The 24988-nt window shown below is 60.3% G+C and carries 22 protein-coding genes; 18 read left to right on the top strand and 4 right to left on the bottom strand.

The window, feature by feature from the left end; all coding sequences use genetic code 11:
• Positions 1–19 precede the first annotated feature (19 nt).
• The 6 genes from infB to C8D04_RS03310 all read left to right on the top strand — a co-directional run bounded on the left by infB (position 20) and on the right by C8D04_RS03310 (position 8270).
• The gene (gene infB, locus C8D04_RS03280; protein WP_116003582.1) at positions 20–2905 is read left to right on the top strand and encodes a translation initiation factor IF-2; all 2886 of its coding nucleotides are present in this window, start codon (positions 20–22) and stop codon (positions 2903–2905) included.
• 177 nt (positions 2906–3082) lie between these two features.
• Positions 3083–3460, top strand: a complete 378-nt coding sequence (gene rbfA, locus C8D04_RS03290) for a 30S ribosome-binding factor RbfA (protein WP_116003583.1) — start codon at positions 3083–3085, stop codon at positions 3458–3460.
• 2 nt (positions 3461–3462) lie between these two features.
• Positions 3463–4455, top strand: a complete 993-nt coding sequence (gene truB / locus C8D04_RS03295; protein ID WP_116003584.1) for a tRNA pseudouridine(55) synthase TruB — start codon at positions 3463–3465, stop codon at positions 4453–4455.
• A complete protein-coding gene (gene typA, locus C8D04_RS03300; RefSeq protein WP_116003585.1) occupies positions 4452–6275 on the top strand; it encodes a translational GTPase TypA in 1824 nt (607 codons plus the stop codon). Before truB ends, typA begins: the two co-directional genes overlap by 4 nt.
• Before the next feature lie 67 nt (positions 6276–6342).
• On the top strand, positions 6343–7182 hold the full coding sequence (locus tag C8D04_RS03305; protein ID WP_116005987.1) for a DMT family transporter: 840 nt from the start codon (positions 6343–6345) through the stop codon (positions 7180–7182).
• Positions 7179–8270, top strand: coding sequence for an enoyl-CoA hydratase/isomerase family protein (locus tag C8D04_RS03310; protein WP_116003586.1), 1092 nt, complete (start codon positions 7179–7181; stop codon positions 8268–8270). Before C8D04_RS03305 ends, C8D04_RS03310 begins: the two co-directional genes overlap by 4 nt.
• A gap of 78 nt (positions 8271–8348) precedes the next feature.
• Here C8D04_RS03310 and C8D04_RS03315 read toward each other — a convergent pair whose 3' ends face one another.
• Entirely contained in the window at positions 8349–8750 is a 402-nt protein-coding gene (locus tag C8D04_RS03315) for an ATP-binding protein (protein WP_116003587.1), read from the bottom strand.
• A gap of 89 nt (positions 8751–8839) precedes the next feature.
• Positions 8840–9313, bottom strand: coding sequence for an SsrA-binding protein SmpB (smpB, locus tag C8D04_RS03320; RefSeq protein ID WP_116003588.1), 474 nt, complete (start codon positions 9311–9313; stop codon positions 8840–8842).
• Positions 9314–9448: 135 nt separating this feature from the next.
• Here smpB and C8D04_RS03325 point away from each other — a divergent pair, with 135 nt between their 5' ends.
• Both C8D04_RS03325 and C8D04_RS03330 read left to right on the top strand, forming a co-directional pair.
• The gene (locus C8D04_RS03325; protein WP_116005988.1) at positions 9449–9889 is read left to right on the top strand and encodes a type II toxin-antitoxin system RatA family toxin; all 441 of its coding nucleotides are present in this window, start codon (positions 9449–9451) and stop codon (positions 9887–9889) included.
• Positions 9882–10232: an RnfH family protein gene (locus tag C8D04_RS03330; protein WP_116003589.1), complete on the top strand. Its 351-nt coding sequence runs from the start codon at positions 9882–9884 to the stop codon at positions 10230–10232. Before C8D04_RS03325 ends, C8D04_RS03330 begins: the two co-directional genes overlap by 8 nt.
• A gap of 18 nt (positions 10233–10250) precedes the next feature.
• Here the strand turns inward: C8D04_RS03330 and C8D04_RS03335 are convergent, their stop codons facing one another.
• Positions 10251–10772 (bottom strand): DUF4124 domain-containing protein, encoded by a 522-nt coding sequence (locus tag C8D04_RS03335; protein ID WP_116003590.1) that lies wholly within the window; start codon positions 10770–10772, stop codon positions 10251–10253.
• 77 nt (positions 10773–10849) lie between these two features.
• Between C8D04_RS03335 and guaB the strand changes: the two genes are divergently transcribed.
• The 5 genes from guaB to C8D04_RS03360 all read left to right on the top strand — a co-directional run bounded on the left by guaB (position 10850) and on the right by C8D04_RS03360 (position 16460).
• Positions 10850–12325, top strand: coding sequence for an IMP dehydrogenase (gene guaB / locus C8D04_RS03340; protein ID WP_116003591.1), 1476 nt, complete (start codon positions 10850–10852; stop codon positions 12323–12325).
• A gap of 71 nt (positions 12326–12396) precedes the next feature.
• Positions 12397–14037, top strand: a complete 1641-nt coding sequence (guaA, locus tag C8D04_RS03345) for a glutamine-hydrolyzing GMP synthase (protein WP_116003592.1) — start codon at positions 12397–12399, stop codon at positions 14035–14037.
• Between the two features lie 301 nt (positions 14038–14338).
• On the top strand, positions 14339–15595 hold the full coding sequence (locus C8D04_RS03350) for a site-specific integrase (protein WP_116003593.1): 1257 nt from the start codon (positions 14339–14341) through the stop codon (positions 15593–15595).
• Positions 15596–15655: 60 nt separating this feature from the next.
• Positions 15656–15931 (top strand): hypothetical protein, encoded by a 276-nt coding sequence (locus C8D04_RS03355; protein ID WP_116003594.1) that lies wholly within the window; start codon positions 15656–15658, stop codon positions 15929–15931.
• Between the two features lie 4 nt (positions 15932–15935).
• The gene (locus tag C8D04_RS03360; RefSeq protein ID WP_116003595.1) at positions 15936–16460 is read left to right on the top strand and encodes a DNA-binding protein; all 525 of its coding nucleotides are present in this window, start codon (positions 15936–15938) and stop codon (positions 16458–16460) included.
• A 16-nt stretch (positions 16461–16476) separates the two neighbouring features.
• On the opposite strand, the gene C8D04_RS03365 is transcribed toward C8D04_RS03360, so the two are convergent.
• Positions 16477–16815, bottom strand: coding sequence for an AlpA family phage regulatory protein (locus tag C8D04_RS03365; protein ID WP_233521229.1), 339 nt, complete (start codon positions 16813–16815; stop codon positions 16477–16479).
• 313 nt (positions 16816–17128) lie between these two features.
• Between C8D04_RS03365 and C8D04_RS03370 the strand changes: the two genes are divergently transcribed.
• From C8D04_RS03370 to C8D04_RS03390, 5 genes are all read left to right on the top strand, one after another.
• The gene (locus tag C8D04_RS03370) at positions 17129–18319 is read left to right on the top strand and encodes a hypothetical protein (protein ID WP_233521096.1); all 1191 of its coding nucleotides are present in this window, start codon (positions 17129–17131) and stop codon (positions 18317–18319) included.
• Between the two features lie 9 nt (positions 18320–18328).
• Entirely contained in the window at positions 18329–18976 is a 648-nt protein-coding gene (locus C8D04_RS03375; RefSeq protein WP_116003597.1) for a DUF2971 domain-containing protein, read from the top strand.
• 419 nt (positions 18977–19395) lie between these two features.
• Positions 19396–20217 (top strand): DUF1837 domain-containing protein, encoded by an 822-nt coding sequence (locus C8D04_RS03380; protein WP_116003598.1) that lies wholly within the window; start codon positions 19396–19398, stop codon positions 20215–20217.
• Positions 20207–23344: a DEAD/DEAH box helicase gene (locus C8D04_RS03385; protein WP_199562961.1), complete on the top strand. Its 3138-nt coding sequence runs from the start codon at positions 20207–20209 to the stop codon at positions 23342–23344. Before C8D04_RS03380 ends, C8D04_RS03385 begins: the two co-directional genes overlap by 11 nt.
• A gap of 786 nt (positions 23345–24130) precedes the next feature.
• The gene (locus C8D04_RS03390) at positions 24131–24958 is read left to right on the top strand and encodes a DUF932 domain-containing protein (RefSeq protein ID WP_116003599.1); all 828 of its coding nucleotides are present in this window, start codon (positions 24131–24133) and stop codon (positions 24956–24958) included.
• The last annotated feature ends 30 nt before the right edge of the window (positions 24959–24988 follow it).

Here is a 24988-nt window from a genome sequence, read left to right on the forward strand (position 1 = left end):
AGGGAGGCACGAACCACATATGTCCAGTAATACCGTCGTCGAGTTTGCAACCGAACTCAAGAAAACCCCGGAAGTCCTGCTTGAACAACTCAAGTCAGCAGGGGTCGTCAAGACCGCTTCTTCCGATGTCCTGACCGAGTCAGATAAGCAAAAGCTTCTGGCGCACCTGCAGGCCAGCCATGGTGTGGCCCAGGGAGACCGCAAGAAGATCACGCTGGTGACCAAGTCCACCAGCGAGATCAAGCAGGCGGATGCCACCGGCAAGGCGCGCACCATCCAGGTGGAGGTGCGCAAAAAACGCACCTTCGTCAAGCGAGACGAGAGCGCTGAAGCGCCCGCCAGCGAATCGGCCGCAGTGGCTGAAGAGCAGGCCGCCGCGCCTGCACCAGCCCAGGCCCCCAACCCTGAATTGGTGCGTCGTGAAGAAGAGGCGCGCCGCCAGGCAGAGTTGATCAGCCGCCAGGAAGTTGAATTGGTTGAAAAGCGCCGCGAACGCGAAGCGCGTGAGCAGCGTGAACGCGAAGCCGCCGAGCGTGCAGCCGCCTACGCAGCCCAAGAAGCCGACAAGAAAGCCCAGGCCTCTGCCGTGAAGCAGGAGGCCACCCGCGAGCAAGCCGCCGAAGCCGCTGCACGCGTGGCTGCGCAGACCGAGGCGCGTGAAAAGGCCGAGGCCGAGTCTCGTGCCCGTGCCGAGGAAGAAAACGCCCGCGCCAGCGATCTGGATGAGCGCCGTCGCAAGGCGCTGGAAGAAGCCGCCGCCATCCGTTCGATGATGTCGACACCTGCCAAGGTGCTGGTGGCCAAAAAGCCCGAAGAACCCAAGCCCGCAGTGCGTGCTGTGGGTGCGGATGCCAAGAAGGGCACCCTGCACAAACCCGCAGGCACGCCAGGCACCGCTCCGCGCGGTCCCGCCGGTGCTGCACCTGCTGCGGGCGCTGGCAAAGAAGTCAAGTCGGCCAAGCTGTCCTCCAGCTGGGCCGGCGATGCGGCCAAGAAAAAGGGTATTCCTACCCGTGGCGATACCTCGGGTGGGCGTGGTCCAGCCGCCGGTGCATGGCGCAGCGGCGCACGCGGAGGCGGTGGCCGACGTGGCAACGATCGCGGTGACCGCTCCGGCCAGCATACGCACGCCGCACCGACCGAGATGCGCATCCTCGAGGTGCATGTGCCCGAGACCATCACCGTGGCCGAACTGGCGCACAAGATGGCGATCAAGGCATCCGAGGTGATCAAGGCGCTGATGAAGATGGGCCAGATGGTCACGATGAACCAGCCGCTGGACCAGGATACCGCCATGATTGTGGTGGAAGAAATGGGTCACAAGGCGGTCGTGGCGGCACTGGACGATCCGGAAGCCTTCACCCAGGACGAGACCGAACACAAAGATGTCGAGTTGCTGCCGCGTGCTCCCGTGGTCACCGTCATGGGCCACGTGGACCACGGCAAGACCTCGCTGCTCGACTACATCCGGCGCACCAAGGTGGCGACGGGTGAAGCCGGCGGCATTACGCAGCACATTGGCGCCTACCATGTGGAAACGCCGCGCGGCATGGTGTCCTTCCTCGATACCCCCGGTCACGAAGCCTTCACGGCGATGCGTGCCCGCGGTGCGCAGGCTACCGACATCGTGATTCTGGTGGTTGCGGCCGACGACGGTGTCATGCCCCAGACCAAGGAAGCCATCAAGCACGCCAAGGCGGCCGGTGTACCTATCGTGGTGGCCATCACCAAGTCCGACAAGCCCGATGCCAACCCCGACCGTGTCAAACAAGAGCTGGTGGTCGAAGAGGTGGTGCCTGAAGAATACGGCGGTGATTCACCCTTCGTGCCCGTGTCTTCCAAGACCGGCATGGGTATCGACACCCTGCTGGAGCAGGTGCTGTTGCAGGCCGAGGTGCTCGAACTCAAGGCGCCGGTGGATTCGCTGGCCAAGGGTCTTGTGATTGAAGCGCGCCTCGACAAGGGACGCGGCCCAGTGGCCACGATCCTGGTGCAGTCCGGCACGCTGAAGGTGGGCGATGTGGTGTTGGCAGGCCAGACCTTTGGCCGCGTGCGCGCCATGCTGGACGAGAACGGCAAGCCAGCCAAGACGGCTGGTCCTTCGATTCCGGTTGAAATCCAGGGTCTGACCGAAGTGCCGCAAGCCGGCGACGAATTCATGGTGCTGACGGACGAGCGCCGTGCCCGTGAAATCGCGACCTACCGTGCGGGCAAGTTCCGCAATACCAAGCTGGCCAAGATGCAGGCGGCCAAGCTGGAGAACATGTTCTCGGACATGACGGCAGGCGAAGTGAAGATGCTGCCTATCATCGTCAAGGCCGACGTACAGGGTTCGCAGGAAGCGCTGTCGCAGTCGCTGCTCAAACTCTCGACCGACGAGGTCAAGGTGCAGCTGGTTTACACCGGTGTGGGTGGTATCAGCGAGTCCGACATCAATCTGGCAATTGCGTCGAAGGCCATCGTCATCGGCTTCAACGTGCGTGCCGACGCCGGTGCGCGCAAGCATGCCGAAGCCAATGATGTCGATCTCCACTACTACGGCATCATCTACGACGCGGTGGATGACCTGAAGGTGGCGATGTCCGGCATGCTGGCTCCCGAGCAGCGCGAAGAAATCATCGGTACGGCCGAGATTCGTACGGTGTTCGTGGCGACAAAAATCGGCACGATTGCCGGTTCGTACATCACGTCCGGTATGGTCCATCGCAATGCCAAGTTCCGTTTGCTGCGCGACAACGTCGTGGTCTACACAGGCGAAGTCGATTCGGTCAAGCGCCTCAAGGACGATGTCAAGGAAGTCAAGGAAGGCTTCGAGTGCGGTATCAAGCTCAAGAACTACAACGACATCAAAGAAGGTGATCAGCTGGAGTTCTTCGACATCAAGGAAATCGCCCGGACGCTTTGATGCAAAGTTCTCGCATTCCCTTCAGCCAGCGCCTCGTCAGCGAGGCATTGCACACAGCCTCTCCGAAGGCTGCGGAGCAAGCCATGCCAGCGGGCGCCATGGAACTGGCTTTGCCAGGCCATGGGCGTCGTCCCCCTGCAGGGGGAAGGCGCGCAGCGACTCAGGGGGGGAATTGATATGGCTGCGAAGAAATCTGTTACCCCTAACCGCGCCTTCAAGGTGGCCGATCAGATCCAGCGTGATCTGACGGAGCTGATCGCGCGCGAGTTGAAAGACCCGCGCGTGGGCATGGTGACGTTGCAGGGCGTGGAGGTGACTCCCGATTACGCTCACGCCAAGGTCTATTACAGCCTGCTGACCGGAGACCCGCAGCAGACGCAGGAGGCTTTGAGCCAAGCGGCGGGCTTTCTGCGCAGCGGCTTGTTCAAGCGGCTGCACATCCACACGGTGCCGACCCTGCACTTCGTGTTTGACCGCACGCAAGAGCGTGCCGCCGACATGAACGCCTTGATCGCCAAGGCGATCTCTTCCCGAGCCAAAGAAGCGGACGAATAGCCATGAACGCGCCGCGCACGAGGGTCGTCCGGCGCCCTGTGCACGGGGTGCTGTTGATCGATAAACCGCTGGGCATGACCAGCAACCAGGCCTTGCAAAAGGCCAAATGGTTGCTGCGCGCTGAAAAAGCGGGCCACACCGGTACGCTCGATCCGCTGGCCAGTGGCGTGCTACCCCTGTGCTTTGGCGCTGCCACCAAGTTCAGCCAGTTGCAGTTGGAGGCCGCCAAGACCTACGAAGCTATCGCCCTGCTGGGCATGACCACGACCACCGGCGACGCCGAGGGCGAGGTGTTGCAGCAGCAAGCTGTGGAGCCCAGCCAGATCACCCCCGAGCGCTTGGCTGCAGTGCAGCAGCAGTTCACCGGTAACATCGTGCAGGTGCCGCCCATGTACAGCGCGCTGAAGAAGGATGGCAAAGCCCTCTACGAATACGCACGCGCAGGCGTAGAAGTCGAGCGTGCACCGCGTCCAGTGGTAATTCATGCATTAAATCTGGCTCTAACGCACACTGAGAAAGCGCAAGCAGCTATTAAAATAATAGTTACTTGCAGCAAGGGTACCTATATTCGCACGCTGGGTGAAGACATTGGTGCCGCGCTGGGTTGTGGCGCGCACTTGGTCTTCTTGCGGCGCATCGATACGGGGGGCATTGGTGTGGAGCGTTGCATCACGCTGGCGCAACTCGAAGCCATGGATGAGGACGAGCGCCTGGCCTGCCTGGAGCTGCCCGAGTCCTTGCTGGTGCACCATGAGCGCATCACACTCGACAGCGAGAATGCCGGGCGCTTTCTCTCGGGCCTGCGCCGCCGTGGTTCCTGGCCCGACACGCCCGCTGTGGCAGTGTTCGGCCAACAGCCCCACGCCCTGCTGGGTGTGGGTCATATCGCCGGGGGGGAGCTGGTGCCCGACAGGCTCCTGAGTCCGCTGGAAATTCAACAAATCCTTGAAAACACGCCGCGTTTAAAAGCCAGCGGCACATTGGAAAAACTATGAGCAAACAAATCCGCAACATCGCCATCATCGCCCACGTGGACCATGGCAAAACCACCATGGTCGACCAGCTGCTGCGCCAGTCCGGTACCTTCGCCGAGCACGAAAAGGTCGTTGACACGGTGATGGACAACAACGCCATCGAGCGCGAGCGCGGCATCACCATCCTGGCCAAGAACTGCGCCGTGAGCTGGGAAGGCACCCACATCAACATCCTGGACACGCCCGGCCACGCCGACTTCGGCGGCGAGGTGGAACGTGCGCTGTCCATGGTCGACGGCGTGGTGCTGCTGATCGACGCGCAAGAAGGCCCCATGCCACAAACGCGCTTCGTGACCAAGAAGGCGCTGGCCCTGGGCCTCAAGCCCATCGTGGTGGTCAACAAGGTGGACAAGCCCGGCGCGCGTCCCGATTTTGTGGTCAACGCCGCTTTCGATCTGTTCGACAAGCTCGGTGCCACCGATGAACAGCTGGACTTCCCCGTGGTCTATGCCTCGGGCATCAACGGCTGGTCGTCGCTGGAAGAAGGTGCGCCCGGCGAGCAATGGGGCCCCGACATGTCGGCCCTGTTCAACACCGTTTTGAAGCATGTGCCCACCCAAAAGGGTGATCCGAATGCGCCGCTGCAAGTGCAGATTTCCGCGCTTGACTTCTCGACCTTCGTGGGCCGCATTGGCGTGGGCCGCGTGAGCCAGGGCACCATCAAGCCCAACACCGACGTGCTGGTCATGGAAGGCCTGGACGGTAAATCCTACAAAGGCCGCATCAACCAGGTGCTGACCTTCCAGGGGCTGGACCGTGTGCAGGTGACGGAAGCCGGCCCGGGCGAAATCGTGCTGGTCAACGGTATTGCCGACCTGGGCATTGGCGTGACCCTGACCGATCCGCTCAACCCCTCACCGCTGCCGATGCTCAAGGTCGATGAGCCGACCCTGACCATGAACTTCTGCGTGAACACCAGCCCGCTGGCAGGCCGTGAAGGCAAGTTCGTGACCAGCCGCCAGATCTGGGACCGCCTGCAGCGCGAGCTGCGCTCCAACGTGGCGCTGCGCGTCAAGGAAACCGACGAAGACGGTATTTTTGAAGTCATGGGCCGCGGCGAGTTGCACTTGACCATCTTGCTCGAAGAAATGCGCCGCGAAGGCTACGAGCTGGCCGTGTCCAAGCCGCGCGTCGTGTTCCGTGAAATCAACGGCGAGAAGTGCGAGCCTATCGAGCTGGTGACGGCCGATATCGAAGAAACCCACCAGGGCGGCGTGATGCAGGCTTTGGGCGAGCGCAAGGGCGAGCTGGTGAACATGGAGCCGGACGGCCGCGGCCGCGTGCGCCTGGAATACCGCATCCCGGCCCGTGGCCTGATCGGGTTCACCAACGAATTCATGAACCTGACGCGTGGTTCGGGCCTGATCTCCAACATCTTCGACAGCTACGAGCCCCACAAGGGCGACATCGGCGGCCGTAAGAACGGTGTGCTGATCTCCATGGACGATGGTGAAATCTTCACCTACGCCCTGGGCAAGCTTGATGACCGTGGCCGCATGTTCGTGAAAGCGAATGACCCCGTGTACGAAGGCATGATCATCGGCATTCACAGCCGCGACAACGACCTGATCGTGAACGCCACACGCACCAAGCAGTTGACCAACTTCCGTGTGTCCGGCAAGGAAGATGCGATCAAGATCACGCCGCCCATCGATTTGTCTCTTGAATACGGCGTGGAGTTCGTCGAGGACGATGAGCTGGTCGAAATCACGCCCAAGTCGATTCGCCTGCGCAAGCGGCACCTGAAAGAAAGTGACCGTAAGCGCGCCAACCGTGATTGATACCGCACAGGCGCCGCTGCGAGCATCGGCCCCTGCGGTCCTCACGCATGCGCGTGCGGTCTGGGTGATGGTGGCGGCCACCTTTATGTGGTCGATTGCCGGCGTGGTGACGCGCCAGTTAGAGCATGCGCGCAGTTTCGAAGTGACGTTCTGGCGCAGCGTTTTCACGCTGATCTCGTTGCTCATCCTGCTGCCTGCACTGCAGGGGCGCACCGCCTTTGCACCGCTGCGCCATGGGGGTCGGGCACTGTGGCTCTCGGGCCTGTGCTGGAGCGTGATGTTCACCGCCTTCATGGTGGGGATCACGCTGATGCCGGTGTCCAACGTACTCGTCACCATGGCTTCGGGGCCCTTGCTTACTGCGCTGGTCGCACGTGTTTTCATTGGTCACCGCATTGCCCCTCGCACCTGGGGCGCCATTGTGGTGGCCGGGCTGGGCATTGCCTGGATGTTTGGCACCCAGGTGCGCGATGTGCCCCTGGTGGGCACTCTGGTTGCTCTGTGCGTGCCGCTGGCCGCTGCCGTCAACTGGACGGTGGTGCAACATGCCCAGCGCCGAGGACACGCGGTGGATCTGATGCCGGCCGTGCTGGTGGGGGCCGTGCTGTCCACTCTGGCCACGGCACCACTGGCTTGGCCCTTTGCAGCATCCTCGCATGATCTTTGGCTGCTGGCCTTTCTGGGTCTGGTGCAACTGGCTATTCCCTGTTTGCTGGTGGTGCGCTGCGGGCGCGTACTCAAGGCGCCCGAGATGGCACTGCTGGGCCTGCTCGAGGTGATTTTTGGCATTGTGCTAGCCTGGCTGGGCGCTGGAGAGCGTCCGGGGCCTGCCGTGTTGACCGGGGGGGCGTTGGTGATTGGTGCGTTGGTTTTTAATGAAATTTTGGGATGGAAGGAACAGAAATGACGGAGATGACCGGTGAGGTGCTTGCGCAGGTGCGTGGCCAGGTGGGCTGCATAACGCTCAATCGCCCCAAGGCCCTGAATGCCCTTTCGCTGGGCATGGTGCGTGACCTGATGACGGTATTGCTGGATTGGCAGCACGATCCGCGCGTGCTGGCCGTGGCCATCCGGGGTAGCAACAAGGAGGGTGCGTTTGGCGCCTTCTGCGCCGGTGGCGATATCCGCTTTTTGCACCGGGCGGGCAGCACAGGTAATCCTGAGATTGAGGACTTCTTCACCGAGGAATACGCGCTCAACCATCTGATCCACAACTACAGCAAGCCCTATATCGCTTTCATGGACGGCATCGTCATGGGCGGGGGCATGGGGATCAGCCAGGGTGCTGCACTGCGCATCGTTACCGAGCGTACCAAGATGGCGATGCCAGAGACGGCGATTGGCCTGTTTCCAGATGTCGGCGGTGGCTATTTTCTGTCGCGCTGCCCGGGGCATGTGGGCGAGTGGCTGGCCTTGACGGGCGAGACGATTGGTGCGGAGCAGGCCATTGCCTGTGGCCTTGCCGATCGGCGCATCGACCTCGATCAGCAGGAGCCGTTGTGGCAGCTGCTGGGCAGCGAGTCGTTTGCTGACGGCGCCGCGGTCAAAGACTTTGTTTCTTTAAAATTGATAGCTGGTAGCGCAGAGCCAGTAATGTCTAAAGCTGAAATTGACCGATATTTTTCTTTGGACAGCGTGGGTGCCATTGTGGCCGCGCTGGAGGCGGCCGACAGCGATTGGGCACGCACCACGGCGGCCACGCTGCGCAAGCGCTCGCCGCTGATGCAGCATGTGGTGCTGGAGCAAATCCGCCGCGCTCGCAATATGGGTCTGGCCGACGATTTGCGCATGGAACGCGATTTGGTCCGCCATTGTTTTTATCTGCGCCCCGGCCAGAGCGAAACGCTGGAAGGTATCCGCGCGCTGGCCGTGGACAAAGACCATGCGCCGCAGTGGCAGCCAGGGCGTATCGAGGATGTCACGCCGGAGATGGTGGCACCGTTCTTCATCAGCCCGTGGCCAACGCATGCGCATCCGCTGGCGCATTTGCAATAACGGCCTGTGCTGAAACAAAAAAGCGATGCTGGGCATCGCTTTTTTATGCTTGTCGCCCAATGGGCGCGGTCGTTTTGATCAGGGCTTGATGATCTTCCACGCACCGTTCAAGACGCCGTCACCCACCTTGTCGCCGGGTTTGGCGTCTTTGACAAAGTAGTACAGCGGCTGGCCCTTGAACGCCCACTGGCGGGTCCCATCGGTGCGGGTGATGATGCTGTAGTCGCCAGTGGCGTTGGCGGCAGGCGCTGCGGCCAGGGGTGGCCAGTTTTGTGCGCACTGGGCGTAGCAGGCTGAAGTTCCGGCGTTGGTGGTGTCCTTGGCAAAGGTGTACAGGGTGTGCCCGTTCGGTCCAATCAGCATGCCATCGCTGCTGCGAGTAGGCATGTCTGGCGTCATTTTTGCCGATGATGAAGAGCCACCCGCGCATCCGGCCAGCAGGGCGGTGGTGAACAGGGATGCAATCAGGATGTTTTTCATGCCAGGCTCCTAAAGAAAAGAGGATCAGTTTAGGACTTATCGCCCCGGCACGCTGTCAGGCAAAACGCCGACATGGGCCAGGCACTTCGTCAGCGGTGTTTGCTCTTCATGACGCGCTCGACTTCACGCTTGCCTTCACGGTCTTTGATGGTGTTGCGTTTGTCGTGCTCGGCTTTGCCTTTGGCCAGCGCGATTTCGCACTTCACCCGGCCGTCTTTCCAGTGCAGATTCAGGGGCACCAGGGTGTAGCCTTTTTGCTCGACCTTGACGATCAGGTGCTTGATTTGCTCTTTATGCAGGAGCAACTTTTTGGTGCGTGCGGCTTCGGGGTTGACGTGGGTGGAGGCTGTCTTGAGTGGGTTGATCTGGCAGCCGATCAGGTAAAGCTCACCTTCGCGGATCACCACATAGCCGTCGGTCAACTGCACCTTGCCTTCGCGCAGTGCTTTCACTTCCCAGCCTTGCAGCACCATGCCCGCCTCATGGCGTTCTTCAAAGAAATAGTTGTAGGCCGCTTTTTTATTGTCGGCAATGCGGGAGGAGGTATCGGGTTTCTTGGCCATCGGAAATAGGTGCGTCGGAAGCCGGGAGATCAAAGCGCTCCCTACAATTGCAACCATCGCGCAGCAGCGATTCTAGGGCGTCGTGCCTTGCGCACAGCCTTTGCCCGTTTTTTGTCCGCATCCCAGCGCACCTGCATGAAAACCGTCAACAAGTCTGTTCTGATCTGGTACAGCCCCGAAGAAATGTTCAACCTGGTCACCGGGGTGGACCAGTACCCGCTGTTTCTGCCCTGGTGTGATCGGGCGCGGGTGCTGGAGCAGGACGACAGTGGCATGCTGGCCGAGGTGGGTATCTCGCTCAGTGGCATTCGTCAGACCTTTGTGACCCGTAATCTGCACGACCCGGGGCGACGGGTTCAGATGCAATTGGTCAAGGGGCCATTTTCGCGTCTCGACGGCGATTGGCATTTTCATGGTGTGGGGGATGGTAGCCAGCGTGCTTCGCGTGTCGAGTTGCAGCTGAACTACGGCTTTGATAGCGCACCCTTGGCAGCGCTGATAGGGCCGGTTTTTGACCGCATTGCCGGGAGCATGGTCGATGCCTTCGTCAAACGTGCTGAGCAGGTCTATGGGTGATCCGAGCGCCTCTCAGGCGGTTCTGCACATCACGGTGGTCGCCTCGGCGGCGCCGGGGGACGTGCAGGAATGTATGGTGACCTTGCCAGAGGGGGCCACCGTGGCGGATGCACTGGCCGCCAGTTGCCTGGAGGGCTTGGCACCTTGGCCCGGTGCAGTGTGCGGTATCTGGGGCCGTGTGGTGGAGCAGGACTGCGTTCTGCGCGCGGGTGACCGCGTGGAGATGTACCGCCCGCTCACTGTTGACCCCAAAACGGCCCGGCGGCAGCGTTTTGCGCGCCAGGGTGCCCGCACCACCGGCTTGTTTGCCCGGCAAAGGCCGGGCGGCAAGGCGGGTTATTGACGCCTGGCACACAAGGGATCAGCGTTTGCAGTCGGCGTCAATGATGCCCTGGATGCGCTTGATCTCGGCATTGCGGCCGGCTTCGTCAAGAAAAACCCGTTCGCCCTGGGCGTTGGTCTGCTTCATGGGTGTGCCGGATTCCAGGCCAGCCTTGGCTTGCTGCGCCCGCTTGCAGTTTTCTGCGCGGACAGCGGCCTGCTTTTCGTCCTGAGCCTTCTTTTTGGCTGCCTCGTCGGCTTCAGCCTGGGCCTTCTTCTTCTCTAGCTCCTTGTCCTTACCGGAGGCAGCAGGTGCGCTGGCGGGTTTTGCTGGCGCAGGCGCAGCCGCCGCGTCGGTCTCGCCCGCGTCGTTGGTCGGTGCCGTTCGGGCTGCTGGAACAAAGCGAGGTTGCTTCAGGATCTTGCCTTCTGGAATATCCTGTGGAGGAGCGCGGTCACTGAAAACCTTGCGCCCATCCTTGTCCAGCCATTGCCACTGCGCCATGGCCCCCGCGGACCAAACGCAGACCACTGCCATCAGAATGTATTTGTGCAATTTCATGTTGCAAGTTTATCTCTGAGTGCCAAGCTCGGGGTAACCCCTTGTCACGGGTACAATCTTTCTTTTGGAGCCTTCTCATGCGCCTTCTTGGAAAAGCGCTCACCTTCGACGATGTGTTGTTGGTGCCAGCGTACTCCCAGGTCCTGCCAAAGGACACGTCCCTCGCGACAAAACTCTCCCGCAATATCCAGCTGAATCTGCCTCTGGTGTCCGCCGCCATGGACACGGTGACCGAGGCGCGTCTAGCGATTGCCATTGCCCAGGAGGGTGGCATCGGCATCGTGCACAAAAATCTGACTGCGCAGGAACAAGCCGCTCACGTGGCCAAAGTCAAACGCTATGAATCGGGTGTCGTGCAGGATCCGGTCGTCATCACGCCCGAGCACTCAGTGCTGCAAGTGCTGCAGCTTTCTGAGCAGCTCGGTATTTCGGGCTTTCCTGTGTGCGATGGGGGCAAGGTGGTCGGCATCGTGACCGGGCGCGACCTGCGTTTCGAAACACGCTACGACGTCAAGGTGCACCAGATCATGACGCCCCGAGAGAAGCTCATCACGGTGAATGAGCGTGATGGCACGTCTCCGGCGCAGGCCAAGGCGCTGCTCAACAAACACAAGCTTGAACGTATCTTGGTCGTGAACGACGCCTTTGAACTCAAGGGCCTGATCACGGTGAAAGACATCACCAAGCAAACCAGCTTTCCCAATGCCGCACGCGACGCCTCCGGTCGTCTGCGCGTGGGCGCTGCAGTCGGTGTGGGCGAGGGTACCGAAGAGCGCGTAGAGGCGCTGGTCAAGGCAGGCGTTGACGTGATCGTCGTCGATACGGCGCACGGCCACAGCCGGGGCGTGATCGAGCGGGTGCGCTGGGTCAAGCAGAACTATCCGCAGGTCGATGTGATCGGCGGCAACATCGCTACCGGCGCCGCCGCGCTGGCGCTGGTCGAGGCTGGTGCCGATGCTGTCAAGGTGGGTATTGGTCCCGGGTCGATTTGCACCACCCGCATCGTGGCCGGTGTGGGTGTGCCCCAGATCATGGCGATCGACAGCGTGGCCACTGCCCTCAAGGGCACAGGCGTTCCGCTGATTGCGGATGGTGGTGTGCGTTACAGCGGCGATATTGCCAAGGCCCTGGCCGCTGGTGCCAGCACCATCATGATGGGCGGCATGTTTGCCGGAACCGAAGAGGCTCCGGGTGAGGTCATTCTGTTCCAGGGCCGTAGCTACAAGAGCTACCGCGGCATGGGCAGCATTGGCGCCATGCAGCAGGGCAGTGCGGACCGCTACTTCCAGGAGTCGAGCACGGGCAATCCCAACGCCGACAAACTGGTGCCCGAAGGCATTGAGGGCCGTGTGCCCTACAAGGGCTCCATGGTGTCCATCGTCTACCAGATGGCTGGTGGTGTGCGCGCTGCCATGGGCTACTGCGGTTGCGCCACCATTGAAGACATGAACAACAAGGCCGAGTTTGTTGAGATCACCACGGCAGGCATTCGCGAAAGCCATGTGCACGACGTGCAGATCACGAAGGAAGCACCCAACTACCGCGCTGACTGATACAGCAGCCCCGCAGGCCCGAACCCAGTCCACGGTGTTCGGGCCTTTGTCATTTTTTCCTGTCGCCTGCCATGCAACACCAGAAAATTCTCATCCTTGATTTCGGCTCCCAGGTCACCCAACTCATCGCCCGCCGTGTGCGCGAGGCCCATGTTTATTGCGAAGTGCATCCCTGCGATGTGACCGATGAATGGGTGCGTGATTACGCCAAAGACGGTGCGCTCAAAGGGGTGATCCTGTCTGGTAGCCACGCCAGCGTGTACGAGGACACCACTGACAAGGCTCCTCAGGCCGTATTTGAGCTGGGTATTCCTGTGCTGGGTATCTGCTACGGCATGCAAACCATGGCGCACCAGCTCGGTGGCAAGGTAGAAGGCGGCCACCAGCGTGAGTTCGGTTTTGCTGCAGTACGTGCGCGCGGCCATACTGCGCTGTTGAAGGACATTGCCGACTTCACCACGTCCGAAGGCCATGGCATGCTCAATGTGTGGATGAGCCATGGCGACAAGGTTACCGAATTGCCCCCGGGCTTCAAGCTCATGGCCAGTACCGACAGCTGCCCCATTGCCGGCATGGCCGACGAGGATCGGCGCTTCTATGGTGTGCAGTTTCATCCTGAAGTTACGCATACCGTCCAGGGCAAGGCGCTTCTCGAGCGCTTTGTGCTAGGTATTTGTGGCGCCACACCCGACTGGGTGATGCGCGACCACATCGCCGAGGCCGTAGCAAAGATCCGTCAGCAGGTGGGCGATGAAGAAGTCATCCTGGGTCTCTCGGGCGGTGTGGATTCGTCCGTGGCCGCAGCGCTCATCCACCGTGCCATTGGCGACCAGCTCACCTGCGTGTTCGTGGACCACGGCCTGCTGCGCCTCAATGAAGGTGACATGGTCATGGATATGTTCGTCGGCAAGCTGCACGCCAAAGTCATCCGCGTGGATGCCAGCGAGCTGTTCCTGGGCAAGCTCGCCGGTGTGAGCGAGCCCGAAGCCAAGCGTAAGATCATTGGCGGTCTGTTTGTCGATGTGTTCAAGGCAGAGGCCGCCAAGCTCAAGGGCGACGGAGCGAAGGGCGAGGCGGGAGGTCGCACCGTCAAAGGCGCGACGTGGCTGGCCCAGGGCACCATCTACCCCGACGTGATTGAATCCGGCGGTGCCAAGAGCAAAAAGGCCGTCACCATCAAAAGCCACCACAACGTGGGCGGCCTGCCAGAGCAGCTGGGCCTCAAGCTTTTGGAGCCTCTGCGCGACCTGTTCAAGGACGAGGTGCGTGAGCTGGGCGTGGCCCTGGGCCTGCCGCCCGAAATGGTCTACCGCCACCCCTTTCCTGGCCCTGGCCTGGGTGTACGCATCCTGGGCGAAGTGAAGAAGGAATACGCCGATCTGTTGCGCCGTGCAGACGCCATCTTTATCGAAGAATTACGCAATTTCACCGACGCTGCGTCGGGCAAGACCTGGTACGACTTGACGAGCCAGGCCTTCACGGTGTTCCTGCCAGTGAAAAGTGTGGGCGTGATGGGCGACGGCCGCACCTACGACTATGTCGTCGCACTGCGCGCCGTGCAGACCAGTGACTTTATGACCGCCGATTGGGCTGAACTGCCTTACGCCCTGCTGAAGAAGGTATCGGGCCGCATCATCAACGAAGTGCGTGGTATCAATCGAGTGACCTACGACGTGAGTTCCAAGCCGCCTGCAACGATCGAGTGGGAGTGAAATCAGGTCCTTCGGAGACTATCGCCACCAATCGAAAATTCGTCGTAACGTTTTGATTTCAAAGGAAATACGTCACGGCAGCTATCGGTGACTATCGCCGGGCAGCGCAGCGGATTGACGGTAGAGGTGACGGTAAGAACCGGAGGCCGGATTAAGACCCCCTTGTTTACTATCGAGACCAAATCGGTCTTTGACGGTAAATCATTCCTCTGGAAAGCTTGTTTCATGCGGCTTTCCGGGCATCAGCAGGTCTCCTGACCCCTGACGGTAAAAGCCGTCATGAACAGGAGGAAAAACCTCGATGCTTACCGACACCGCATTGCGCAACTTCAAGCCTAAGTCCAAGGCTTACAAGGCTTCCGACCGTGACGGCATGTACGTGACGGTATCGCCCACCGGTACCGTCACCTTCCGCTTCGATTACCGTCTCAACGGCCGGCGCGAGACGCTGACCATTGGCCGATATGGGCTGTCCGGTATTTCGCTGGCGATGGCCCGCGAAAAGCTGCTGGATGCCAAGAAGGCCGTCGCCCAGGGCAAGTCCCCGGCGTACGAGAAGCAGCGTGAGAAGCGTCGCCTGACCGCCGCCAAGAACTTCGGCGACATGACCGCCCAATGGCTGGTCGGCGCCAGGATGGCCGACAGCACGCGAGCGATGCGCAAGAGCATCGTCGATCGGGACATCCTGCCGGCCTTCCAGAACCGCTTGCTCAATGAAATCAGCGCCGATGATTTGCGCGCCTTGTGCAGCAAGGTGAAGGGGCGGGGCGCCCCGGCTACCGCGGTGCATGTCCGCGACATCGTGAAGCAGGTCTATGCCTTCGCCATCCTGCATGGTGAGAAGCTGGACAACCCGGCGGCCGACGTGGGCGCGGCGTCGATCGCGACCTTCGTGCCCAAGGACCGTGCCTTGTCGCCACTGGAGATTCGCCTGGTGTCGCGGCAGATGGAGTCGGTGGCCACCTATCCCACCATCCGGCTGGCGTTGCGCATGATCCTGTTGACGCTGGTGCGCAAGAGCGAGCTGATCGAGGCTACCTGGGACGAGGTCGATTTCGAAAACGCGACCTGGACCATTCCGAAGCAGCGGATGAAGGGGCGCAACCCGCATGTGGTCTACCTGTCGCGCCAGGCGCTGGACATCCTGGTGGCGTTGCACACCTGTGCGGCCGGATCGAAGTTCGTGCTGCCGTCGCGCTACGACTCCGACCGTTGCATGTCCCACGCGACCCTCAACCGGGTCACGCAGATCGTGGCGCAGCGGGCGAAGGCTTCAGGCCTCCCGCTGGAGCCGTTCACCGTCCACGATCTGCGCCGCACGGGCTCGACGCTGCTCAACGAGATCGGGTTCAACCGTGACTGGATCGAGAAGTGCCTTGCGCACGAGGAGGGGCGCTCCTCGCGCTCGATCTACAACAAGGCTGAGTACGCCGAGCAGCGGCGCCACATGCTGCAGGAGTGGGCCAATATGGTCGATGCCTGGATCGACGGGCAGACCTACGTGCCGAAGCTGATGCCGGACAACGTGGTCGTGCCGGTGTTGAGTGCGTTGGCTTGATGTGGAGCCAAGGTTGTCACTTGACAACCTTGCTGATTCTTCCCATACTGGAGACTGTTGATGGCACGTTCCTCTCATCCGAAGAAAGAGGTCGAGGGAGCGCTCAGGCACGCTGAAGGGCAAGGCTGGCGCGTGGAAGTCGGTGGCAGCCATGCCTGGGGGCGGATTTATTGCCCGTACAACGACGCGGAGTGTCGCTGTGGCGAGTTTTGTATCACCAGCGTGTGGAGCACGCCAAAGAACCCTGGCAACCACGCGCGCGCCTTGCGGCGCGTCGTGGACAACTGCACCACGCACCGCAAGCAGCAGGAGGCGGCAGACGATGCCGAGGAGTAGCACGATGGAATACACCTTCACCCTGAAATACCAACTCGCCGACGATGACCGCGATCCGGATGCGCTGGTCGAGCGCCTGGGCGAGGCCGGCTGCGACGATGCCTTGGTTGGCATCGGGCAGCCGGGCCGGCTCGCCCTGGAGTTCACGCGCGAGGCGGACAGTGCGGACGCGGCTGTGCGCAGCGCGCTGGCCGACGTGCGGCGCGCCGTACCGTCGGCCAGGCTGATCGAGGTCGCGCCGGATTTGGTCGGTCTGACCGATGTGGCCGACATCGTGGGCGTGTCGCGGCAGAACATGCGCAAGCTGATGCTGGCCCATCCGGGCAGCTTCCCGGCGCCGGTGCATGAGGGCAGTGCGTCGATCTGGCACTTGGCGGATGTGTTGACCTGGCTGCAGGCCAAGGGCAGCTACTCGCTGGCCTTGGACGTTCTGGAGGTGGCGCGCGCGGCCTTGCAGGTCAATGTGGCCAAGGAAGGGCGGCGGCTATCGCGTTCGGCTTCCAAGGAGCTTGACGCTCTTGTTGGATGAGAGGCTGTTGCCAGCCTCATCCCTGAGCGGAACCCGCCCGAACAGGGCGGGTTTTTCGCAGGTGGACATCCGGCCTGGTGGCGCCGGTGCGCGGGGTTTGCTTGCGTTCGTCGATCCAGGCCTCTACCTCGGCCAGGTCCCACACTACGCAGCGCGGCGTCAGATTGAAGCGCCGGGGAAACTCACCGCGTCGCTCCATTTCGTAGATCGTCGTTTCGGCCAGGGGGACGATCTGCCGCAACTCATGGCGGCGAATGGTGCGCCGAAATGGCAAAGCGGCATGTTTGGGAAACTGCGGGAGATCGTCGTAGGCGTTTGAGCCGGGCAAGGGGAGGGATGCGGGCTGCGGGCGCATCGCTAGGTCGGTGTGCTGATCGATTTTTCCTAACGGGTTACTCTCCATGTCGAACTCCGTGATTGTTCGGCGATGCATGGGTTGCCATCGCATGACGATATGGTGGCTTTCATTGGCAATCGCGGAAACTCACAGGAGCGTAGAGAGGCGTGTTGGAGACAAGTAGCCAAGGGAAGCGGGGGAGAGCATGGCGACGGTATCCATGTCCTTGCCTTCGGGCACACAAGTGAGGCAAATCTGATCGACCGCTTACTGGTCCTGGCTCAACTTCGGGCGCGGCCGGTCTCGCGAACGCTGCCCTATAGTCGTGCAAATGGCCGAAGCAGTGCCTTGTTTTTCGAGCTGGGGAGTACGAATGCCAATAACAGCATATTCAAAAGAGGCTGCACGCGAGGTCGATCTTGAGCAGTGGCTGACGCTGAACCACTATTCGATCAAAGGCGACCCGTTGCTTGAGCGGATGCCGGTCGAGCTGAGGGAGAAGGCCGCGCGCGACATCGAATGCAGTGGCTGCCGTGCACACGGTGCGATGCTGGTGGCAGTTGGCCGCCAACGTGGCGTGGGCCGCAGTGTGAGTCAGGGGCACTTTCGATTCGGCACAGCAGGTGGTGCCAACCCTCACCATCCGTTCTGCGACTTTTATTTCGACGAACAGGCACCACGCAATGCGGACTACCTCGTGAACTTCGCGAGCGATAAGTCGACTTTCACCCGAGTCGTCCGTGACTTGGTGTGCAGGGGCATCCGTGCAGGGCATTTCGGTCAAGGCGATATCCGCCGTACGCGGCTATGGTTCCTTGATGAGAAAATTGCGCATGCGATGCCCTTGGACGTGACGCCCGAACTCTTGAACTGGTGCGTCGATATGGATGGCGCAAGGTTTGCTCGGGAGTTGCCTTTCCAGCCTGAGCATGGGCAAATGCCAGGTTTCGATTGGACTCAAGCGGCCAAAAGCGAATGGTGCCGCCGAAACGCCGGACTGTTCGAAGAACGGCCGATACGAGTGCATTTCAGGTCGGAGGCGATTCAGCGCGCGCTCAAGCTGATCGAACTAAAAGGCAGTGCCACTGTCCTTGACCCAACCGCTCTTCGAGAGAAATATGAGACTGTGGTGCAGTTGTCGGAGTTTGCAGCGATCTACCTCTACCATCAGGTGGGCGAGAAGCCAAAGAACCATTGGCGAATCGACGGCCTTAAATCGGCGGGGCGTGGGCTTCTGGCTCTATGCGCGCTGCTACTGTTCATGAACAACTGGGACGTAGCCCGAGCCAGCTCGGCTTTCGCGCGTCTGACGGCGCTCCCGCCCGCCGCGGACGGCACCGAGGGCAACGTCATGGGCTTGAACCCGTTTCACGACTACGAGGCTTGGCAGATCCTCCATGAAGCCAGGCAGGTCGCAGTTCGTCGAACCGATACTCGGCCAGTGGCCGAGCAGATCGACGCACTCAAGACGGCGCTGCATACTGCCTACTTGGACTGGCTCACAAAAACCAAGCCTCACTAGGCCTACCCTATGACCGAATCAAGCAAGGTGTTTCGCCGCTACACCGACTTGGCGTCACTGCTCGATATGCTCCGTCGCAGGGCCATCACACTTCTGAGGCCAGATACCTGGGACGACCGGAATGATCGGCTCATGATGAAGACCTACGCGGACTGCTTGGAGCTGAAGACACTGCTGGCCCTGTGCTTGACTAGCCGGGGCGAGACTTATCACCACTGGAAGGTCTTCACTGATAAGAGCAATGGCGTCTGCATCCACTTTCGACGAGACGAGTTCAAGCAGGCCATGCGAGCTGCCGGCGTGAAGGTCGAAAAGGTCAATTACCTGAAGTTGGATCAGCTCGTTGCCGATGACCACCCCATCGAAACGCTACCTTTCCTGAAGCGTTTCGGCTTCGGCGACGAGGGCGAGTACCGTGCCGTTTACAAGAATAAGGCTGCAGAAGATCACTTGAAGCAGGTCGAGATCGACCTCAACATCATCGAACGGATCAGCCTCAATCCGTGGATGCCGAAGCCTGTTTTCGAGTCGGTTCGAACCACTATCGAATCCCAACGCGGAGGGGCTGCGTTCACGGTGAACCACTCGTCGCTTATCGATAACCAGAGGTGGCGCCAATTCGCCACGCAGTACGAGAAGAAGGCTAGGCCCGACTGACGGTCCTTTGGCTTCGGTTCTTAGCGTACTGCGGCCTCTTGGGCCTGCGCGCTTCGCTTGCCTCCGGGGGAAAGCCCTGAGGGCTATCCCCGCCGCGCTGGCTTGGCGCCCCTGAAGGTACCGAACCGGCTGCGCCGGATCGGATGGGTGCGTTCCCTTGTTGAGGAGGGGTGGCTTGCTGTTCCCTTCATGGTGCCACGGCGTGCTCGCCGTGCAAGGGCTGCGCGGGCTTTGCACGCTGGCGGCCTGCGGCCGTCGTAGACCCTTGACTGCTTGCGCTGCGCCGAGAGCTGGAAGGGCTGGGCAATTCCGCCTGGCAAGCCGAACGAACCGGCTTACACTGGATCAATAGGTTTCATTTGTAAATTGAAGTCGGGGGCGTCAGCTTCGAGGGGCGGCGACAGGATGAAAAAATAGGGATGACAAAACCGCATACCAACTGGCTCAAGAAAACTGGAGCCAAAATCCAAACAGTGGATGGGGTGGCCGTCGCTGTATATGAGCTCACCATCGATCACGCCGACAGCCCAACTCTCACGGCTTGGGCAAGGCACTTTCGCGAGCACTACTGCTTGGATAGCCAGATTGACCGCCTTAGAAAGGGCACGAAGAAGTCACGCGAGCAATACTTGTTGGACCTGGTTTTTCCAGATAAATCGGAAGATTTCGGCCCCGCTACGCGCTCTGGAGATTTCGCGGAAATCCTAATCGCAGATCTTCTTGACAGTCAGATGGGTTTCTGGATACCGCGTACCCGCTACGATGACAAGTTGGTGCGGAACGAGTCGCCGAAGGGCACCGATGTGCTCGGGTTCAAGTTCGGTGGCGTTGGTCCTGCCAAGCCGTCCAAAAAAGATACCCTCATTTCCTTCGAGTCCAAAGCACAACTCAGTGGCAAGAAGGCAAAGGCACGATTGCAGGACGCAGTCAGTGATTCAGCTAAGGATGTGTACCGTATATCAGAGTCGCTCAATGCTATGAAGCGTCGCCTGATTGCGCGGGAAGACGATGAGGGTGCGGATCGAGTAGAGCGGTTCCAGGATGGACTTGAGGTGCCCTACATCCGTGTATCGGGCGCCGCCGCTATCTTTTGCACGAGTGTCTACGACCCTGGCCAGATATCCAAGACCGACTGCACGGGGCACGAAAACATGAACAATCTCATGCTCGTGGTCGTGCATTCCGCTACGCTCATGGCGTTTGTTCATGCGCTCTACGAAAGGGCCGCCAATGAAGCCTGAACGACGCGCTCGTTTCGCCGCTGCTGTCACCCTTTCGAAGGGCAAGATGTACGAGTACGGTGTACCGGAGGACGATCACATTGCACTTCCTGAAGGGCTAGACCTGGAGATGCAATTTCCCTTGGCCGTCGGAACCGTGGGGGACTTTGCGTCTGAAGCTGTGGCGAAGGCCATTGGAGCGGAAGACGATGCACACACACCTCGAGACGAAGTCATCTTCTCGGCGCAGGTCCTTCAAGCATTTGATGATTCGCTACTCAACCAGGATCTTTCGTTCAATCTGCGCTTGTTAGCCGCTGCAGGCTTCTACCTTGGCGACGTACCGGGAAATGCTGCGGTACAGATATCCAAGCTCGCGCAGCTCCAAAACCCGGAAGGCGACCCACTGGCTCTTGCTGCAAAGGTCGCAATGGACAAACCCTGGAGCCAGGCAGACAACACTCTTGAATCGTCCTATGCCACAGCCATCCTTGGTGCGCTGGGCGAACACTTTAAGACCGGCGGCGGGAGCGAAGGAGCTATCGCAGCGATCAGAAGGTTGCGTAGTTGGGCATATGCAAGCGCTTCAGCGCACGAACTGCTGATGGCAGATTTGCTCGGCGCTGTGAGCGCGACACGCATCGCGAACTCGGCTTGGACCTTGCTGCCGCAATATAGTGAACTGAGTGGAGATAGCTGGCAACCCTATCTATCCCGACCCGGATCAATCAAAGAGATGTGGCCATCCCAAAGAATGGTAGGGGAGGCTGGCCTCTACAAGGGACAATCGGGTGTCGTTCAGATGCCCACAAGCGCCGGGAAATCCAGGGCAACTGAACTCGTCATCCGGTCGGCGTTCCTGTCGTCGCGGACCAAACTGGCCTTGGTTGTCGCACCGTTCCGTGCTCTATGCCAAGAGATTGCAACCGATCTTGAAAGAGCATTCAAGGACGACGGCTACAACGTCAACCAACTGAGCGAAGCGCTGCAGCCGGACATCGATTTCGATATCTTCGACATGTCGATCGAGTCGGCGCCTAAGGTTGTTGTGCTTACACCGGAGAAGCTCCTCTACACGTTGCGGCAGGAGCCCGACATCGTACAGAAGGCTGGTCTGGTGGTTTATGACGAGGGGCACCAATTCGACACCGGCACTCGGGGGGTGACTTACGAACTGCTGCTTACCTCGATCAAAAGACTGTTGCCGGATTCGGCCCAGAGCATGCTGATCTCTGCGGTCATCCAGAACGCGGCGGCTGTTGCCACCTGGCTCCTCAAGGATGGTGCGCGGGTGGTTTCAGACAAATCCTTGCAAGCCAGACGACTGGTCGCGTTCGCAAGCCTTCCTCATGGCAAAGATGGTCAACTGCAATTCAATGTCGCATCCGATAGTGAGCAGGACTTTTTCGTTCCCCGAGTCATCGTTCCCGAAAAGCAGCCACGCCTTCCCAGAGAAAAGAAGGATCGATACTTCCCAACAGAAGAGAGTGGCTCCATCGCGCTGTACCTTGGCTTGCGCCTTCTAGAAAATGGCGGTGTTGCGATTTATGCGGGTCGAAAGGCTTCCGCTGCAAAAATTGTGAGAGATGCAGTTGGGGAAACGTTCCGGCGCGGAATATCGCTGGCGCCGCCATCAACGCACAGTGATCCTGAAGAGATTCGCCGCTTCGTAAATCTCTACTCAAGAAACTTTGGCGCTGAGTCTTACTTGACGAAGGGTGCTTCTCTCGGCATCTTCGCCCACCATGGCAATACCCCGCAAGGGATTCGGATTGCGATCGAACACGCGATGCGGCAAAAGCTCATCCGTATGATCGTCTGCACATCAACTCTTGCACAGGGTGTCAACCTCCCTATCCGATACCTGCTTGTGACGAGCGCCATGCAGGGGCGAGAATTGATCAAGGCGCGAGATTTTCATAACCTGATGGGTCGAGCGGGGCGCGCCGGGATGTATGGTGAGGGCACGGTGATCTTCACGGACCACCGTCTGTACGACGAGCGAGCCACCGAATCACGTCGATGGGATAACTCTGTCAAGCTGATCAATCCCGACAGTGCTGAGCCAACTGGAAGTACGTTGCTGTCGCTCTTCGATCCGATGAAAAACGAGACGGGAACTCGAACGTTGGGTAAACCCAGCCCAGCCGAGTTCGCAACCATGATCGTTGACGATTGGGAACGCCTGTATGAGGCGATTGGCAATATTTCCGCTGATCTTCAAAGCAAGAAATTCTCTGTCGGATCGTTGCGGGAACAGCTCAAGGCCAAGAAAAAAATCGTCGAGGCCGTTGAGAGCTTCTTGATGACCTATCGCGGCGATGGTGATGCCGAAACTTTTGTTGCCAACGCCAAGGTACTGGCAAGCGAAACGTTGGCCTTTTCTCTCGCCACCGAAGAACAGAAGACGCTATTGACTGGAGTATTTGAATCCATCGCGCGCCGCATTGAGTTGCATGTCCCCAATGTTGAAAACCAACATCGCTTCGGGCGCACCCTCTTGGGAATTGATCATGCTCTGGCAGTCGAGGCTTGGGTAACTGAGAATGAAGAGAAGATCGGCGGAACAGAATCGATCGATGATTTGTTTGGATTGGTGTGGCCTCTGTTGACCACGCTTTCTTCTGAGAAGCGGTTGACCGACACGACTCCTGTCGGTGCGCTTAGGACGTTAGCTGCGGGATGGCTGGCAGGTCAATCGTTCGCCGAACTCCTGCAGGGGCTTGATGCGCAAGACGCCACTTACCCTTATGGGGAGAATGCTAGGGCCTTCGACCTGGATTTGGTTGTCGATCTCTGTGAACAGACCTTTGGCTTTGAGTTCGCGTTGCTGCTCGCGTCAGTGAAAGAGTCGTACTTGGCCCGTGCAATCGAAGTGGCCGGAGATACTCTCTCGGATCATTTCGATCTTCTGCAAAAGCGATTGAAGTATGGTTTGCCCGATCAAGACTGCGTCGCATATTACGAAGCAGGATTCTCAGAGCGGGTGATTGCGCAGGAGTTGTCCGATGACATGCTCTGGGAATCTGCCAAGACTAGGGATGGCGCTCGCAGATTGATACGCAAGTATCCCAGTGACTTTGAGGCAGTCTTGCGTGAGTTTCCATCGCATTTCACAGAGGTGTTCCGCACGATCGTGGTGCAGTAGACGAGCTACATGTTGATGCGCTGGAGCTGTATGGTGAAACACCGTCGAGTTTTCTGGCTTTGCCCCTATGTAGCGGAACTGCCTTCAAAAGTTGCAGCGGTAGTGGCAGAACCAACCTCGCCATGCCTTGAGTGTGAGTTCATGCTGCTCCAGTTGTTTAGTCCACACTGAAGTCCGGGCGTCCCCGGCCATGGCATGGCCGGTCGCGCTGTCGTGCTGCGCATCGAACCCCCTGCGGGGTTTCGCCCCCTTCGGGCTTCCATCGTTCCCTCGCTCTGCTCGGCTGACGCCTTCGGCCCGGCTCGTTGATCCGGACCTGCGCGCTGCGCTTGCCTCCAGGGGATCGGCTATGCAGCCCATCCCCGCCGCGCTGGGCTTGGCGCCCCTGTGATACCGCCGAACCGGCCGTGCCGGATCGGCCTTCGCGCCTGCGGCGCTGCGCGCTTCGCTTGCGTGGGATCGGCGTGACGAGCGGCCGTTGCCTGTCCAGCCATCTTTCCTGAATCCATCACCTTGCTCGCGACTGTAGCCCGCTCCCGTGCGCCATCAAGGCGCGCAGGGCCGTGTCCTCGGCTACGCCTGCGGGCCGCACCAACCCTGCGCTTGCTTCCTTGACGGCGCCCGTCCGCGCGCTCCTGACCGTCGCGGGCGATGAACTCAGGAAAGACGGTGGCAACGAGGCCAACCGGGTTCTTCGTGCCGACCCCACCGGAAGCCCGAAGAGGGCTCTGAATCTAGGAATCCGGTGAGGCTTTTTCAACAGCCAACTTCATCAGGAGAAAGACCGTGCAACTCGCATCCCGTTTCGCTTCCCGTTCCCCCGCACTGCGCAGCGACTCCCCATTGTCCGATGACCAAATCCGCAGGGTGGCCCCATCCATCTTTGCGGACGCCCCACACGAGAGCCGTTCCGAGCGGTACAGCTACATCCCCACCGCCTCGGTGCTGACCGAGCTTCGCAAGGAGGGGTTTCAGCCCTTCATGGTGGCGCAAACCCGCGTGCGCGATGAAGGCAAGCGCGAGCACACGAAACACATGCTGAGGATGCGCCATGCCAGCCAGATCAACGGCGCGGAAGCCCAGGAAATCGTGTTGCTGAACTCCCATGACGGCACCAGCAGCTACCAGATGCTGGCCGGCATGTTCCGCTTCGTCTGTGCCAACGGGCTGGTGTGCGGTGACACCATGGCCGATGTGCGCGTGCCGCACAAAGGCGATGTGGCGGGGCATGTCATCGAAGGCGCCTATCAGGTGCTGAGCGGCTTTGAGCAGGTGAAGGAATCCCGCGACCTGATGCGCGGCATCACGCTGGACGATGGTGAATCCGAAGTGTTCGCCCGCGCCGCGCTGGCCCTCAAGTATGACGACCCGGACAAGCCCGCGCCCATCACGGAATCGCAAATCCTGGCACCGCGCCGTTTCGATGACCGCCGCCCCGACCTGTGGAGCGTGTTCAACCGCACGCAGGAGAACCTGACCAAAGGCGGCCTGTCCGGGCGCAGTGCCAACGGACGCCGCCAGAGCACGCGCCCCGTGCAAGGCATTGATTCGGACATCCGCCTGAACCGTGCCCTGTGGCTGCTGGCCGATGGCATGCGCCAGCTCAAGGACTGACCCCTTCCCCCGCCCGGAGGGGCGTCCCCT

It is taken from the genome of Simplicispira sp. 125 (assembly GCF_003096555.1).
In the GTDB taxonomy this organism is placed as follows: Bacteria; Pseudomonadota; Gammaproteobacteria; order Burkholderiales; family Burkholderiaceae_C; genus Simplicispira.

Coding starts and splice junctions, on each gene's coding strand:
- C8D04_RS03325 (WP_116005988.1), top strand. CDS start 9,449: ATGAAAACCGTCAACAAGTCTGTTCTGATCTGGTACAGCCCCGAAGAA.
- C8D04_RS03370 (WP_233521096.1), top strand. CDS start 17,129: ATGGCCGAAGCAGTGCCTTGTTTTTCGAGCTGGGGAGTACGAATGCCA.
- C8D04_RS03355 (WP_116003594.1), top strand. CDS start 15,656: ATGGCACGTTCCTCTCATCCGAAGAAAGAGGTCGAGGGAGCGCTCAGG.
- guaB (WP_116003591.1), top strand. CDS start 10,850: ATGCGCCTTCTTGGAAAAGCGCTCACCTTCGACGATGTGTTGTTGGTG.
- truB (WP_116003584.1), top strand. CDS start 3,463: ATGAACGCGCCGCGCACGAGGGTCGTCCGGCGCCCTGTGCACGGGGTG.
- infB (WP_116003582.1), top strand. CDS start 20: ATGTCCAGTAATACCGTCGTCGAGTTTGCAACCGAACTCAAGAAAACC.
- C8D04_RS03360 (WP_116003595.1), top strand. CDS start 15,936: ATGGAATACACCTTCACCCTGAAATACCAACTCGCCGACGATGACCGC.
- smpB (WP_116003588.1), bottom strand. CDS start 9,313: ATGGCCAAGAAACCCGATACCTCCTCCCGCATTGCCGACAATAAAAAA.
- C8D04_RS03310 (WP_116003586.1), top strand. CDS start 7,179: ATGACGGAGATGACCGGTGAGGTGCTTGCGCAGGTGCGTGGCCAGGTG.
- guaA (WP_116003592.1), top strand. CDS start 12,397: ATGCAACACCAGAAAATTCTCATCCTTGATTTCGGCTCCCAGGTCACC.
- typA (WP_116003585.1), top strand. CDS start 4,452: ATGAGCAAACAAATCCGCAACATCGCCATCATCGCCCACGTGGACCAT.
- C8D04_RS03380 (WP_116003598.1), top strand. CDS start 19,396: ATGACAAAACCGCATACCAACTGGCTCAAGAAAACTGGAGCCAAAATC.
- C8D04_RS03385 (WP_199562961.1), top strand. CDS start 20,207: ATGAAGCCTGAACGACGCGCTCGTTTCGCCGCTGCTGTCACCCTTTCG.
- C8D04_RS03335 (WP_116003590.1), bottom strand. CDS start 10,772: ATGAAATTGCACAAATACATTCTGATGGCAGTGGTCTGCGTTTGGTCC.
- C8D04_RS03350 (WP_116003593.1), top strand. CDS start 14,339: ATGCTTACCGACACCGCATTGCGCAACTTCAAGCCTAAGTCCAAGGCT.
- C8D04_RS03315 (WP_116003587.1), bottom strand. CDS start 8,750: ATGAAAAACATCCTGATTGCATCCCTGTTCACCACCGCCCTGCTGGCC.
- C8D04_RS03365 (WP_233521229.1), bottom strand. CDS start 16,815: ATGCGCCCGCAGCCCGCATCCCTCCCCTTGCCCGGCTCAAACGCCTAC.
- C8D04_RS03305 (WP_116005987.1), top strand. CDS start 6,343: ATGGTGGCGGCCACCTTTATGTGGTCGATTGCCGGCGTGGTGACGCGC.
- C8D04_RS03330 (WP_116003589.1), top strand. CDS start 9,882: ATGGGTGATCCGAGCGCCTCTCAGGCGGTTCTGCACATCACGGTGGTC.
- rbfA (WP_116003583.1), top strand. CDS start 3,083: ATGGCTGCGAAGAAATCTGTTACCCCTAACCGCGCCTTCAAGGTGGCC.
- C8D04_RS03375 (WP_116003597.1), top strand. CDS start 18,329: ATGACCGAATCAAGCAAGGTGTTTCGCCGCTACACCGACTTGGCGTCA.